The organism is Streptomyces sp. NPDC050703 (assembly GCF_040654435.1).
In the GTDB taxonomy this organism is placed as follows: domain Bacteria; phylum Actinomycetota; class Actinomycetes; order Streptomycetales; family Streptomycetaceae; genus Streptomyces.
Genome location: NZ_JBFAHX010000016.1, coordinates 56,579 through 70,683, shown reverse-complemented (window position 1 = coordinate 70,683; position 14,105 = coordinate 56,579). Strand labels below are relative to the sequence as shown.

Annotated in this window: 13 protein-coding genes and 1 tRNA gene; 9 read left to right on the top strand and 5 right to left on the bottom strand. The window is 68.7% G+C overall.

Annotation, left to right across the window (positions count from 1 at the left end):
* Positions 1-101 precede the first annotated feature (101 nt).
* The 6 genes from AB0I16_RS17335 to AB0I16_RS17310 are packed head-to-tail and all read left to right on the top strand — an operon-like array spanning position 102 to position 6,636.
* Positions 102-1,784: an AMP-binding protein gene (locus AB0I16_RS17335; protein WP_363250224.1), complete on the top strand. Its 1,683-nt coding sequence runs from the start codon at positions 102-104 to the stop codon at positions 1,782-1,784.
* Positions 1,781-2,380: a GNAT family protein gene (locus AB0I16_RS17330; protein ID WP_363250223.1), complete on the top strand. Its 600-nt coding sequence runs from the start codon at positions 1,781-1,783 to the stop codon at positions 2,378-2,380. The genes AB0I16_RS17335 and AB0I16_RS17330 overlap by 4 nt, the downstream gene beginning before the upstream one ends.
* Positions 2,377-3,114: an alpha/beta hydrolase gene (locus AB0I16_RS17325; RefSeq protein WP_363250222.1), complete on the top strand. Its 738-nt coding sequence runs from the start codon at positions 2,377-2,379 to the stop codon at positions 3,112-3,114. The genes AB0I16_RS17330 and AB0I16_RS17325 overlap by 4 nt, the downstream gene beginning before the upstream one ends.
* A 31-nt stretch (positions 3,115-3,145) precedes the next feature.
* Positions 3,146-4,102: a cupin-like domain-containing protein gene (locus AB0I16_RS17320; protein ID WP_363250221.1), complete on the top strand. Its 957-nt coding sequence runs from the start codon at positions 3,146-3,148 to the stop codon at positions 4,100-4,102.
* 14 nt (positions 4,103-4,116) lie between these two features.
* Entirely contained in the window at positions 4,117-5,352 is a 1,236-nt protein-coding gene (locus tag AB0I16_RS17315) for an ATP-grasp domain-containing protein (protein ID WP_363250220.1), read from the top strand.
* 57 nt (positions 5,353-5,409) lie between these two features.
* The gene (locus tag AB0I16_RS17310) at positions 5,410-6,636 is read left to right on the top strand and encodes an ATP-grasp domain-containing protein (protein WP_363250219.1); all 1,227 of its coding nucleotides are present in this window, start codon (positions 5,410-5,412) and stop codon (positions 6,634-6,636) included.
* Between the two features lie 312 nt (positions 6,637-6,948).
* Here AB0I16_RS17310 and AB0I16_RS17305 read toward each other — a convergent pair whose 3' ends face one another.
* Positions 6,949-7,857, bottom strand: a complete 909-nt coding sequence (locus AB0I16_RS17305; protein ID WP_363250218.1) for a bacteriocin fulvocin C-related protein — start codon at positions 7,855-7,857, stop codon at positions 6,949-6,951.
* Positions 7,858-7,886: 29 nt separating this feature from the next.
* A complete protein-coding gene (locus tag AB0I16_RS17300; RefSeq protein ID WP_363250217.1) occupies positions 7,887-8,981 on the bottom strand; it encodes a helix-turn-helix domain-containing protein in 1,095 nt (364 codons plus the stop codon).
* 206 nt (positions 8,982-9,187) lie between these two features.
* Here AB0I16_RS17300 and AB0I16_RS17295 point away from each other — a divergent pair, with 206 nt between their 5' ends.
* The 3 genes from AB0I16_RS17295 to AB0I16_RS17285 all read left to right on the top strand — a co-directional run bounded on the left by AB0I16_RS17295 (position 9,188) and on the right by AB0I16_RS17285 (position 10,374).
* Positions 9,188-9,574, top strand: coding sequence for a hypothetical protein (locus tag AB0I16_RS17295; RefSeq protein WP_363250216.1), 387 nt, complete (start codon positions 9,188-9,190; stop codon positions 9,572-9,574).
* 257 nt (positions 9,575-9,831) lie between these two features.
* Positions 9,832-10,050 (top strand): hypothetical protein, encoded by a 219-nt coding sequence (locus AB0I16_RS17290; RefSeq protein ID WP_363250215.1) that lies wholly within the window; start codon positions 9,832-9,834, stop codon positions 10,048-10,050.
* A 206-nt stretch (positions 10,051-10,256) separates the two neighbouring features.
* Positions 10,257-10,374: transfer RNA gene (locus AB0I16_RS17285), tRNA-Arg, on the top strand.
* A 453-nt stretch (positions 10,375-10,827) separates the two neighbouring features.
* On the opposite strand, the gene AB0I16_RS17280 is transcribed toward AB0I16_RS17285, so the two are convergent.
* The 3 genes from AB0I16_RS17280 to AB0I16_RS17270 all read right to left on the bottom strand — a co-directional run bounded on the left by AB0I16_RS17280 (position 10,828) and on the right by AB0I16_RS17270 (position 14,025).
* On the bottom strand, positions 10,828-12,540 hold the full coding sequence (locus AB0I16_RS17280) for a hypothetical protein (RefSeq protein WP_363250214.1): 1,713 nt from the start codon (positions 12,538-12,540) through the stop codon (positions 10,828-10,830).
* On the bottom strand, positions 12,537-13,430 hold the full coding sequence (locus tag AB0I16_RS17275) for a hypothetical protein (protein ID WP_363250213.1): 894 nt from the start codon (positions 13,428-13,430) through the stop codon (positions 12,537-12,539). Before AB0I16_RS17275 ends, AB0I16_RS17280 begins: the two co-directional genes overlap by 4 nt.
* A 130-nt stretch (positions 13,431-13,560) precedes the next feature.
* The gene (locus tag AB0I16_RS17270; protein WP_363250212.1) at positions 13,561-14,025 is read right to left on the bottom strand and encodes a hypothetical protein; all 465 of its coding nucleotides are present in this window, start codon (positions 14,023-14,025) and stop codon (positions 13,561-13,563) included.
* Positions 14,026-14,105 lie beyond the last annotated feature (80 nt).

Genomic DNA, 14,105 nt, shown 5'->3' with positions numbered 1-14,105 from the left:
CCGCGCACGGTGACGGCACCGACAACGACGCCGCACCCGCCGACGCGGCCACGCCCGCCCTTCAGCCGCCACGAGCTTCCGACCAGGAGGAAACGCCCCGTATGACCGAGCAGACCAGCGACCCGCCGCAGCGCCCTCCCGCCCCGGTCACCGACGTCATCGACCGCATCGCGCGGACCGTGTGCCGGGACACCCGGCACCGCATCCACTACCGCGACGCCGACGGTGTCCGCTCACTGAGCCTGGCCGAACTCGACGCGGGCGCCGTGCGAGTGGCCGCTCGGCTCAGCGCGCTCGGCCTGCGCCCTCGCGACCGGCTCGGCGTCATGGCGTCCAACCGAATCGAATGGGTGCTGCTCGACCTCGCTGCCCTCAAGCTCGGCGCCGTGACCGCCGCGATCGAGCCGGGCCGCCACCAGCCGGCCGCCATGGCCGCGGAACTCGGTCTGCGCCTGCTGTTCACCAGCGACCCGCGGCACTCGCGCGAGGCCGGTGCCGGGGCCGGAGCCGATGCGGTGGTGCGGGACATCGGGCAGATCCACACCTGGGCCTTCGATCCCGCAGGCCCCAGCGAGCTGCCGCCCCACCCCGGCTACGACCTGGCCGACATATGCGCGATCAAGCAGACCTCCGGGAGCACCGGGCCGCCCAAGAGCATCGAGGCCACGGTCGCCAGCACCAACCGCTCGATGGCGGCCGTCCAGGAGATGTTCGAGCACCGGGACGGCGACAACCTGCTGGTCTTCCTGCCGCTGTACTTCCTGCAACAGCGCTTCTGGATCTACTCGGCCCTCACTTACGGCCATGACGTCACCCTCGCCGACCGGGGGACCGCCGCGCAGACCGCACGCGAGGTCTCCCCGACCGTGATCATGGGGGTGCCGGGCTTCTACGAGCAGGTCATGACCCGACTGGAGGCCGAAGGAGAGTCCCTCGCCCCGACGGACCGGGGCGCGGCGATCCAGCGTGCGCTCGGAGGCCGCATCCGCTACCTGTGGACCGGGTCCGCCCCGGCGGGGCGCAAGATGCTGCACTTCTTCAACGACGCCGGTGTTCCTCTCTACGAGGGCTACGGCCTCACCGAGACCTGCATCGTCTCCAAGAACCACCCGGGAGCCTTCCGGATCGGCAGCGTGGGCCGGGTCCTGCCGCACAAGCGAATCCGCTTCGACAAGGACGGCGTCCTCATCGTCGGCAGCACCGACCCCCTCAACACCCGCTACACCTCGGGCCCGCCCGGCGCGAGCGAGCGGACGTTCCTGCCCACCGGCGAGGTCAAGACCTACGACGTGGGCCACGTCGACGAAGACGGCTTCCTGTACATCGACGGCCGGGTCGACGACATCGTCTCCCTGAGCACAGCGCTGAACATCTTGGTGCCCGCCGTCGAGGAACGTATCCGCGAACTCCCCGGGGTCCACGACTGCGCCGTCTTCGGCGACGGCAGGCCCTACCTCGCGGTGGTCGTCTCTCCCGCCGCCCCGGGACTCGACGGGGAAGCGCTCGCCCGCGACCTGACCAAACTCAACCGGGACCTGCGCTTCGACCAGCGCGTCTGGGCGGCCGTCGTCGCGAACGAGCCGTTCTCCATCCGGAACGGTCTGCTGAACGCCCAGGACAAACTGGTGCGGTCCCGGATCGGCGCGCGCTACGCCGCGGACCTGGACCGCGCCTATGCCGAGCACCCCCTCTGCAACGACGGCACCATCGACGAGGCGCCCGTACTGGTGACATCCGCGGCCACCCAGCCGCCCGAGGAACAAGCGGAGGAACGGGAAAAGTGAGCTGGGACAAGCTGGCCGGAGTCGAACTGGCCAACGACCGGGTAACCCTGCGGCGTGTTCGCGTCACCGACACCGAGGCGTTCGCACGCATCGTGTACGAGCCGGAGATCTGGCGCTACTTCGTGCAGCGCATCGAGACACCGGACGATTTGCACCTCTTCATGGAGAGCGCCATCCGGGACACCCTGACCGGTACGCGCATCGTATTCGCCGTCATCGACAACGCCACCGGCCGAATCGTCGGCAGCACGGCCTACGGCAATCTGGCCCCGCTCGACCGACGGCTGGAGATCGGCTGGTCCTGGCTGTACGCGGGGGCCCGCAGGACGGGCGTCAACCGGGCGACCAAGCTGGCCCTCCTCGATCACGCCTTCGGCGAACTCGGCTGTGAGCGCGTCGAGTTCAAGACAGACGTACTCAACGAGGGCGCACGCACCGGACTGGCGGGCATCGGAGCCGTCGAGGAGGGAGTCCTGCGCAGCTTCAACTACATGCCGGGCGGCCGCCGCCGCGACGTCGTCTACTACAGCATCCTGCGCGACGAGTGGCCCGCCGTACGCAAAGACCGGTTCCAGGAGGCGGGCGCAGGCACGTGAACCCCATCCCGCGGCACCACATCCACCGGGAGGACCACACGGTGCACCGCGATTTCGTCTTCGAAGCCGCCGGTGAGCGTCTGGCGGCGACCACGATCACGGGCGGCGAGGAGACCGAACCGGACATCCTGGCCCTGCACGGCCTGGGCCCCACCACGACCCGGCACCGGACGCGCTATCTGCTCGACGCGCTGGCGGAACACGGACACTCCTCGCTCACCTTCGAGTTCTCCGGAAACGGCGAAAGCACCGGGGAACTCACCCGGTCCACCCTCCGCAGGCGCCGCGCCGAGACCCTCGCCGCAGCCGGCCGGCTCGACCGGACCAGACCGCCCGTGATCATCGGCACGAGCATGGGCGCCCACCTCGCCGCCTGGACCATGCCGGAACTGCGCCCGCGCGCCCTGGCCCTGTTCTGCCCCGCCACGTACCCCGCACATGCGGCCGACCTGCCCTTCGACGGCAGCCTGGTGCGCCCCGCCTACCACCCCGACTCACCCGCGTACGCCGCTCTGGGCCAGTTCGAAGGCGATCTGCTGATCTTCGGCGCCCGACAGGACGAGGTGTGCCCGCCCGAGGTCATCGAGGGGTATCGCGCGCACGCCCGCCGCGCCCGGTCCGTCGAGATCGTCTGGCTCGAAGGCTGTGGCCACTTCGTCCACGACTGGCTGCCCGGCCAGGAGTCCTTGCGCCGGCAGGCCGTGCACAGGTTGCTGCGCCTGCTCGCCACCTGACGCGAACCCGCGATCCGAGAGAGGCATCGCCATGCAGAACGAGCCGAACCTCCTGAAACGGCAGGACATCGACGCCCTCAACACGGTGGAGGCGGCCTTCCGCTCCGGCCCGCTCGCCGAGGCGCTGAACTCCGCCCCGGAACTGGAGCGCCGCCGCGGCCTGACCCGGGAGCAGTTCGACCGGGAGTACCGGTCCCCGCAACGCCCGGTCGTCCTGGAGGGCTACGCCGCCCACTGGCCCTCCGTACGCGAATGGACCTTCGAGAACCTGGCCGTCCGCTGCGCCGACGTCCCGGTCATGGTGGACAGCTACACCAGCAGGTCCGCCCGGCGGACCACCTTCGGCGAGTTCGTCCGCCTCCTGGACAAGAACGCCGACAGCGACAGTGCCCCGCTCTACCTCCAGGAGTGGTACTACCAGACCATCGCTCCGGAACTCGCGCCGGACATGCCCGAACTGGACATCGCACAGTACGACTTCCGGCGCGACCTCTACGGCGAGGCCGCCTCGACCAACCATCAGCTCTGGATCGGCCAGCGCGGCGGCATCACACGCCTGCACCAGGACTCGTACTCTGTCGACGTGATGCATGTGCAGATCGTCGGCGAGAAGCGCTGGCACATCATGGGCCCCGACGCCGAGCTCCTGGTGGGCACCGACGGCGAGCCCCGGCTGGAGGAACTGTGCGCCGCACCGGGCACCCGGCTCATGCGCTTCGTCCTGCGGCCCGGCGACGTGCTCTACCTCCCCTCGCGATGGTTCCACCGCATCGAACTCCTCAACGACTCCATCGGGCTCGGCCGCAAGGCCCTGGACAGCGGCAACCTGCGTGCCCACATCCGCCAGCGTGTCGGGGAACTGCTCGCCCTGGCACTGAACCCCGACGAGCTGCGGACCACGCACTCGGAGTTGTTCGACGTCGTCATCGCCAGGGCCCGTGCCCTGGCCAACCGGATGGACATCGACCTGTCCCGCCTGCGTCAGTGAGGTAGAGAACGTCCATGAGGCAGCGACACATCCTGTTGGTCGGCGGCATCGGCGGCCAGGGCCACGAACTGGCCAAGGCGACGGCGCTGGGGCTGCGCCACTCGATGGTTCAGGTCCCCGAATGGGCAAGCGCGGAACAGGCGGCGAACACCGGGCGGTACGCCGTCCTCGACTACCGCGACCCGGACGAATTCCTCCCCCTGGTACGCGACTGGCACGCGGCGGACCCCTTCGACGCCGTGCTCTCCTTCACCGAGTACGGGCTGGAACCCGCGTCCAGGGCGGCCGTCGAGCTGGACATCCCGGGGGAGAACCTGGCCGCCGTCCTCGTAACCCGCGACAAGACGAGAACCCGCGCGCTGCTCGACCGACACGGCCTCAGCCCCGTACGGCACCGGGTGTGCCGGTCCGAGCGGGACGCGGTCGCCTTCCTGGCCGACGTCGCAGGCCCGATCGTCCTGAAGCCCCCGGCGGGCGGCCTCAGCGAGGGCGTCTACGTCGTCGAGTCCGCCCGGCAGCTCACCGAGCGCTGGGCCTGGACCACGTCGGTGTCGGGCCGGCAACCGGTACTGGCGGAGGAGTACCTGACCGGGCCCGAGTACAGCGTCGAGTCGATGTCCCGGCACGGCACGCACGAAGTCGTCATGATCACCGAGAAGCTGACGACCGACTTCCCGGGATTCGTGGAGCTGGGCCACCAGAGCCCCGCCTGCCTCGACCCCGGTGAGCGGGAGGCCGTCGAGGAACTGACCCTGTCGTTCCTCGACGTCATCGGCCAGCGGACGGGCCCGGTCCACAGCGAGGTACGCCTCACCCCGCACGGCCCGCGCCTCATCGAGGCCCAGACCCGCGTCGGCGGCGACCAGATCTGGGAGATGTGCCAGATGGTCAGCGGGTCGGACCAGATCACCGAGACCATGTGCGCGCTGCTGGACCTGCCGGACCCGCCGCGCATCCCGCAGGCCCGCGCCGCCGCCATCCGCTTCTTCTCCTACGAAAAGGTCCGCGTCCGGCACGTCGAGGGCGTCCCCGACGCCGAGCGGGCCCCCGGCGTCGTCCGCGTGGAGTGCACCCTGCGGCCCGGCCAGGAGCTAGGCCCTCTCTTGTCCTCCGCCGACCGCCAGGGATACGTACTGTGCGCCGGCGACAGCACGAAGGACGCCGTCGCGAAGGCCGAGGCGGCTCGGGAGCGGGTCCGCGTGGACTGCGCACCGCTCACCGCCGAGTCGGCGCCGCGCAGCGGCACATGAGTGCCGCGGGTGGCCGTCGGGCCACGCTCGGCCCCCGCACCGAACAAGTGAGGAAACATGCGAATTCTCGTGTCCGGCACCAACAGGATGTGCCATGACCGCCTTCGCGCCCAGGGACACGAGCTGGTGCTCTTCGTCCCCCGGGGGAGAGCGCGGCGGGAGGACGCGGTGGGCCTCTACACCCACGTGGTGATCCTCGACGACAGTGCCGGCTCCGACCTGTGGGCCGACGTCGCCGAGTCCCTGCACCGCCGCACCCCCTTCGCCGCCGTCGCCGCGTACAACGAACACACGTATCCCATCGTGCGCGCCATCAGCGAACGGCTGGACATCCCCACCACCGTCGATCTCGACCTGTTCGAGAAGGTGCTCGACAAGGCGAGGATGCGGGCCGTCCTCGACGAACACGACCTCCCGAGCTGCCGGTACGCCTTCGCCCGCGGGCGGCAGGCCGTGCTGGAGGCCGTCGAGGAGATCGGCCTGCCGTGCATCGTCAAACCGGTGGACACCGAGGCCAGCGTGGGCGTGTCGCACATCGACACGGCCGAGGACATCGAGGCCGCCCTGCGCCGGATCGGCCCCCACCACATGGAGCGCGGTGTGGTGGTGGAGGAGTTCCTGGACGGCGAGGAGTACAGCGTTGAGGGGATCTCCATCGGCCGCGACCACCGCATCATCGCTGTGACCCGCAAGTTCACCGACCCCGAGACGTTCGTCTCGCGGGGCCACGTCGTGCCGGCCCCACTCACCTCCGCGGAGCACGAGGCCGTGACCGCCTACGTCACCCGGGTCCTGGACGCCTTCGGCTTCCACGACTGCCCCTCGCACACCGAGGTCATGCTCACCTCGCGCGGACCCCGGATCATCGAGATGCACAACCGGGTCGCCGGGGACGCCATCATGGACCTCGTCCGTCTCGCCACCGAGGTGGACCTGTACGACCTGATCGCGCGGCAGAGCATCGGCGAGGACGTCGGCGCCCTGCTGCCCGACCGGATCGTCCCCGTGCGCAGCGCCGCGGTCTGGTACGCGGCTCCCACCGGGCCGCCGACACACACCCTGGTACAGGTGCGGGGAGTCGACGAGGTCAGCGAACTTCCTTACGTCGACACCGTCACGCTGTTGCGGGAACCGGGAAGCCCGCAACCGACGGTCACGCAGAACTTCGACCGTTCCGGCTGCGTCATCGCCGTCGGCGACTCGCCGCAGCAGGCGCTGGCCCGCGCCCGCGAGGCGACCGGAATGCTGTCCTTCGTCTATACGTGGAGCAGCCGGGAGGGGTGAGCGCCTCAGGCCTCCGGACGTGCCGCAAGGCCGAGCAGTGCTGGTGCCTGGCGGTCGCTTGAAGGTGCTGCGAGCTGGGGGACAAGGGGGTGGGTCTGATCAGTCGGCGCCCCGAAGCGCCTCGCGCGGCCACCACCGGGCCGCGGAAACCGGCGCCGGCCAACGCAACGGCTGAACACCCTCCGCCGAGTCGTCAGCTCGGCGGGGCCCCGGGTGCCGCGACGAGCGCGGCACCCGGGCGACCAGATCATTGCCGCCGTCGGAACGCAGACAGCCGACGGTCTGTGGACTGCTCGGGTCTCCGCTGCGTGATCAGGCGCACAGGCCGTTGCAGTCATACGCCCAGAACGACCCGCAGTCCGAGGGAATTATGGTGCAGCCCCCGCGTCGGCAGGAGCCGCTGCAGTAGTCGCTCTCCGTCGCGCACGAGCAGTAGGCCAGTGGTCCGAGCCCGGCGTCCACAGGTCCCAGCCGAGCGAGCAGGCCGGCGGCTCCCTCACGGCCGAACTCACGCTTCGCCACGTCCTCCAGACGCCGTACCTTCTGGGAGACGTCCTCACCGGACAGGAGCACCTTGGGTGCCAGTTCGCGAGCCTGGTCGATGACCTGCCGCTGAAGGGCCGACAGGCCGGGGTGTGCCGCGCGGTAGTGGTCGAGGTGGTCCAGCCAGAGTTGTGTTCGGTCCCGCGGCGACAGCGCACGCAGAATCGCCTTGCGGTACGGCTCCGAGTGTTTGGTTATCTCCGCGTAGGTGCGCGGCAGGTTGCCCTTGTTGGCCTCGACCCATGCCCGAGCCTGGGTTTGGGCCGACTGCGCGAAGGCAGGTGTCTTGCCCGTCACCGTCAGGGCGGTTGCCGCGGCGACCCCGCCGCACAGTTGCAGGAACCGCTTGCGACCGATCGACATGCCGTCGGCCCGCGACGAGCCGTGCTTGGCCTCGTAGCGCAAACGGCCCAGAGCGCGCAGGACCCGGACGGTCGCGCCGGGCCCGAGCCGCCGCACCAGGGGAACGGTCATGGCGGGTCCGGTCCATGCGCGGACGGCGAGTCCGTCGACGCGGAGCAACGTCGGCGTCCACTCAGGATCGAGGCCCATACTCTGGTGCCGCCACCCCTGTACGTCGGGGTCGGTCAGCGGAAGCACCTCCAGCTTGCCGCCGCTCGCCTCGGCCACGGCTGAGGAGATCGCCGTACACGTGCCGCAGGTGGCGTCGAACGCCATGATCCACCGCTTCTGTTCCTTCGCAGGTGTCACTGATGTTCCGCCTTTCGGTTGCTCGGACTGCTCCGATCGATGAATGACGAGAGCATGTCACCGGGTGGCTGGGGCGTCGTTGACCGTCCTCGCACAGCGGTTGACGGTTCCCGCACGCCCTGCCCGTGAGCTGCCGAGTGGCGGTAGTCCCGGGGAGACATGCCATGAGCGGCACGGAAGACTCGGCTGAAGTGAGCCTTGTCGGGGAAGCCCCAGCGGCTCGCGATGGCCTGGATGGAGCGCGAGGAAAGGCTCGGATCGGTGAGATCGCGACAGCAACGCGCCAGGCGGCATTCACGGATCCAGCCGGCCACCGTGAGGCCTTGCTCGTGGAAGAGTTTGTACAGGTATCGGGTGGAAATGCCGTGTGTGGCCGCAATGGCTTCGGGGGACAGGTCCGGGTCGGCGAGCCGCTGCTGGATGAAGTCGTGGATACGTACCTCCAGGGCCCGTCGGCGGGCCTCCGGGCTCATCGCGTCCTCGGCGTCAAGACAGCGCGCGATGACGGACCCGAGCAGGTCCAAGGTGACCGAGACGAGGACGGGGATGTCGGCCGAGGTGAACTCGTCGGCGCGTACGTTGAGATCGGTCAGCCAGCGGGTGAACGTCCCGCCCATGCCTCTGCGCCCGTCGACCGGGGCACCGAGCACAGCTTGCACCGCCTTGTTCGGCAGCGGCAGCAGCCGGCGAGGAAACTGCACGGTCACGTGTGACCAACTGTCCAGAACGGGGTGGACCACTCCGCAGTAGGGACGGCTGCTGTCCATCACGACTACGTCTCCGGCACGTAGCGCCGTATCGACCCCAGCCGTGGAGAGAGCTCCCTCCTGACGGAGGAAGTAGTTGATCTGGTACGCCTCGGGGTCGGACTGCCGGATCAACTTCGCGGTCCGCGTGATCTCCAGATGCGGAACGGACATGGTGGAGACCTGCACATCCCCCAAATCCAGAACGCGCATCCTGGCACGGAAGTCGTCCTGATCGTCGCTGCGCAGCCGGTTGCGCATGTGCGAGCGATCAGTGATGTCGGTGAACAGGTCGAACCTCTCCGGCGCCGCCACGACCTCCGTGCTGAACTCCGTCACCAGCATTCCCACCCCCTTGTAACAGCTTCCCTTCGCGGTTTCGAAAGTGGCACGGGAAACGTACGCAGTACAGCAGCACTTCGGTCACTTGCACCGCCAGGCGCCTCCTTGCGGGCAACAAAGCCGCGATCAAGGAACATCGGGGCTAGACACGGCCGATTTGGCGCTGAATCCACGATGCTCGTGGGCATCGTGACGGGCATCGTGGCGGGATGTCATCAGTTTGCGAGGCAGGTGACGACGCATCGCCAAGCGAACGAATTCCGCAGTGGCTCGACGCCGTCCGCCAGGACGGCCTTCCCAGCCTCCGCACTCTCGCGGCCGGCATCGACCGAAACCGCGACGCGGTCATCACCGGCCTGAGCCTGCCCCAGCCTGGAACTCCGAGCGACTTCGCCGCCGACTTCGTCGTTGAACTTGAGGGACTCGCCCAACAGCAGATCATCGACGTGCTTCTCCAAGACGGATCAGGTATGGCAACCGTCCGGGTGGTCGGCGCCGACGCCGACCAGTGGCGCCAGGAAGTGCGACAGATTTCCGACAGCGTTTGTTGTTCGGGACCAACAGCGGTTGATGCCAGCCTGGAGTGGTGTCGCTGAGTTTTGACAGCGGCTGGGGGCTTGCAGTGGGAGCATGGGTGTGCTTTGCGTCATGAGGGGGTTTCGAGACCACGACAGACCAAGGTCGACCTGTACGCGGCGATCCGTAGTGGTGCCCGTGCGGTCATGTCGATGCGCTCGTTGCAGCGCAAGTACGACGCAGGGATTCGGGCCGGCAAGGAAACATCGGCCTCGGCGCGTCCGGAGCCGCGGACGCAACTTTCGCCTCGCAGGACGCGGCTGGACCCTACAAGGGTTTGGTCGACGAGATGCTTCGGGCGGATCTGAGGGCACTGCCCAAGAAGCGGCACGCTGCGAAGCGCGTCTTCGACCGCCTGGTGGAGGAGTATCGGGACACCGACATCTCTTACGGGATGGTCCGCGCCCATGTCGACGAGCGGCGTGAGGAGATCCGGCTTGCGGCGGGTCTCGGTGTCGCGCGAGCGTTCGTGCGTCGAAGCCGCTCAGCGCGCTGACAACCCCTCGAAGCGCTGTCAAAACCCACCGACATCCCCGGACCATCGATCCCTCGACTTACCGACATGCCCTCGGGTGTCAGGGTTCTGGCTCGACTTATGTGGTGCTGCTGGTGCGGTTGCCGGTGCTGGAAAACGGCTCGCCGCAGACAGGGCGATCCTCTACGTTGTGCCGAAGCGGGATGGCGCGCATTCTCGCAGGCTGCGGTGCCGTGGCAGAGCGGCCCATTGCGATCGCCGTGGGTGAGGTCCCCCCACGGCGACTGACGGAGACGGGGCGGGCCTGCCCCCATCTGTCCGCGGGTTCGAATCCCGTCGGCACCGCAGCCGACCTGGAACTTTGACTCGCGTCCCGGTGGTCGCGGGCGGTGGCACTGTGTGGTGAGGGGAGACGGAGTCTGCCGGTGTGCCGTTCTCCGACTCCTGAGTGGTGCTGGGGAATGGACCTGCTACCACCGGCTGCTTCCTCAACTTCCTGCGCCACGGCCTCACCGCCGACCAGAGCCGCGTCCGCACCGCCTACACCTCGGAAGACCACCGGCGGCTGAGTGCGCTGAAAAAAGCGGCGCATGACCCGCACAACGCCTCCGGGTTGTCTTGCCCGGCTCGGCCACACCACCACTCTCTGGCGGAGCCCGCCCCGAGGCTGTTCTGGAGCTTCTGCCCCGGGGAGGCTGCCTCGCCCGTTCGACGAGCGTGGCGCAGGTGACCTCAAGCCGCCATGGTTCCTGCTCAGCCCTTGCCCCAGTAGGAACTGGACCCGGCCTCGTCAGGCGCTCAGCCGTGGACAGCGCGGCAGCGGGAGTCTCCCGGCCCGTCGCCGCAGAACAGTCCGTGCTCTGTCTTACCGACAGCCACGGCCACCGCGTCGTAGGGGCGCAGGGCGACCTTGACCCGTGCGCCTTTGCGGAGTTGGCCGTCGGCCGGTGTGTTGATGGCGGTGATCAAGCCGCGCAGTTCTCGTCCATCGGGTGTCGGTTTCAGCGTGCCGGTGGCCTTCCCGCCCCAGCGCTCGGCGCTGTCACAGGGCTGGGGAGAGGTCTCGCAGTCGTTGAACAGCCGCCACCGGTAGGTGAACCGGCCGACTTCGTCGACGGTGAGTGATCCGTGCCCCCATGACCAGGTGCCGGTGAAGACCTCCGGGCCCGTCGACTTCACCACGGCGGGAGCTGAGCCGTAGCGCCCCTGCCAGAGCTGGACGGCGGGCGGAGGCGACGCCGTACTCTCCTCGTCGCTGCCGGACTCCGTGTCGGTGGGCGGGGGTGCCTCGGCCAGGAGGATCAGCGTGCCGTCGAGTTCCGCGGCGCCGAGCAGGTCCTCCACGGCGTCGAAGTGATTCTTCTTCGTGGGCGCTTTGCTCCACTTCGCGCCGTCCTTCGACGTCCACAGTGCTCCGACCGGGCCGTCTGCCCGTGGGTCCAGGGATCTACCGGCAGCGAGGTATCCGCCGCGCACCGCAGCGAGAGCGTTCACCGACTGATCGTGTCTGGGAGCGACCCCCAGGTCAGGAAGCCGTCCCACGTCCAGGGGCCGACCAGGTGTCCACTCGGCGGAGTCCTTGCGATGCCAGAGAGTGCTGACATAGCGACCGGGGTGCTCGCTGCTGCTCTCCGGGTGTGTCACCAGCACACTGGCGCGCCCGTCGGATGTGCCCGTTCCCACGACTTGGCCCCTGAAGGCACGGGGTTCGTTCTGCCATCTCGCCCCGTCCTTCGAGGTGAGGAGAACTCGCTTTGATCGGAACGCGCTGTCCGTGCACCGTGCCGCGACCACGAATCCGTGGCGGTCGGCCAGCACGGTGGCCTGCGGCTGCGAGCTCATGCGTGAAGGGCACGTCACTTCATGCGGCTGCCCGAAGCGTCCCCCGGGCGGCGCGCTCCAGAGCCTGAGCGATGTGCCGCGGAAGGAACCGTCATCCGTGACGCTCTCGCCGAACGGTCCGCCGTCGTGCGTCACCACCACTGTCCCGCGGTCGCCGCGTGCCACTCCCAGCACGGTGTCCGAAGGCCCTCCGCCCGCTGGATACTGCGGTTTCCCCCAGTGCTTGGGTGTGGTGGATGTCCAGACCGCGGGAACGGTCGTTCCGTCGTTCGTCGCCCGGCCGGCCGCCGTCACCCCGCCGGCGACGGCAGCGATGTCTGCGATCTGGCCTCCGCTCTGCGAACTCGGGTACCAGCGCCGGCCGTCCTTCGACCCGTACAGGCTCAGACTTCCGTGCTCCGTCCGCCCGAGGACGAGGAACTCCTTCGCAGTCGCGGTCACCCGCACCGGGGCGAGATCGTGGAACGCTCCCGGCAAGCGGGTGCGTGGGACCTCACGCCAACGGATGGCGGAGGATGCCGGTCGGCTGTCGTCGTCCGACCGGTCTGTCGGGCCCTGGCAGGCACCGGCCGACAGTGCAAGGAAGAGTGCCGACGCCGCCACGACGCCCGGGTACCGGCGCCCAGTCCTGCTGCGCACCGCCCGCTGTGCCGGCACACGAGTCGTCATGAGGCCGACTCCCGGCACCGGGGTGACGCCGCAGGGAACAGTCGGAAGGGGTGGGCGGCGGTTGATGCGACGCAGAGTGATTCGGCAGCCGACGTCGCGGTGAAGCGGAACGGCTTTCCGTCCTTGTCCTTGAGGGTGAGGGAGTCATCTTTCCCGCCGTTGTTCCAGGAGATCACAATCTGGAATTCGACATCGTGGGCCTTCGAACGTGGGCGGATCGCGAACGTTTCGGCGTCGCCGAGCTTGACGGCGTACTTCCAGCGGTCTCGCGGCACCTGGCTGGACGAGGAGCGGCCGTCCGAGACGAGAGTCAGCGGCGCGTTCTCCTTGTCGAGGTCGACATCGAACACCCGGATCGGTGCATCGGAGCCGCAGGGGGTGATCACGTGGGTTCCCCGGACCGGGGCTCGTCGCTGCACGATCTCGGCCCGCGCGCCCGTGATGATCAGCTCCTCGTCGGTGGTTCCCTGCAGGACGACTTCGATGGTGCCGCCACTGGCGTGCACGCCTGTACGGGGAAAACCTTTGAGGGGCGCCATTCCCTCCGTCCCCACCTTCAGACCCGGTACCACAGCGGAGTCCCCGCATCCCCAGTTCGTCAGGCTCGCCTGCGCCTGCAGCTGCGTCTTCGCCGGTTTCCGCTCGGAGCCCTTGGACTCGGCGGTGAGGGAAGGGCCAAGCGCCAGGTATAGGGCTGCCGCCGCGATCACCACCAGGGCTGCAGTCGCGAAGACCGGGGCCTTGCCTCGTGCGGCGGAATGGAAGATGTTTCCGACCACTGTGAGGTCGCCGTGGATATCGGAATTGTCAACTACGTTGCGTGTGCTGGCGGGCGGATCCTGCGGCGAGCCGTTTTGCCGCGCCGGATCCTGCCGCTGCCCCTGTGGCATGAACCGTCCCCCTCGACTGGCCATTGATGGAATCTGAGCGCGCCCGTGGATCTCCACTTACGGTGCAACAGCACAACACAGCACAGCACAACGTGATGATCGTGACCGCATTCGTGCGGGAAGCCGCATATCACCGGGTGGCCGCAGGCGGTGGAGCGCCGGGCTCTTCGCCGTGCGGACGCGTAAAGGGCTGAGGTGTCTGAGGGGCGATCACCTCACGTGCCTGAGCCAGATCGCCGATGACGACGCTGTCTTCAAGAGTGTTCGAGGTCGGCTCGTCTCCCGCCGCAACGCTCGATCTGGCCGGTTCGGACGCCACGGTGCCAGCCATCACGGCATTACCGCCGATGGCGGAGCCGCGGACGACGTTGACGACACCCTGGCTCTGGGGGGAGGAGGCAGCGGGAGTCGTAGCGGGCGACGTGGGTCCGTTGCGCGCCCGCACTACTCCGTAGACGGCCAGGGCTAAGCCGATGAGGCCAGCGAAACCCCCTAGCACACTGCTCAGTTGGTCGGCCCGCTCCAAGCCGACCTGTACGAAGATCACCCCCAGTGCCAGCAGAACCGCTCCACCCAATGCGATCCCGATCGCCATCCGCGTACGCCTCGACACCTTGCCCCCTCTGCATTACATTCAGCGATTTTTGCATCCCCTCACCGGAAGAGCGCGGGGTT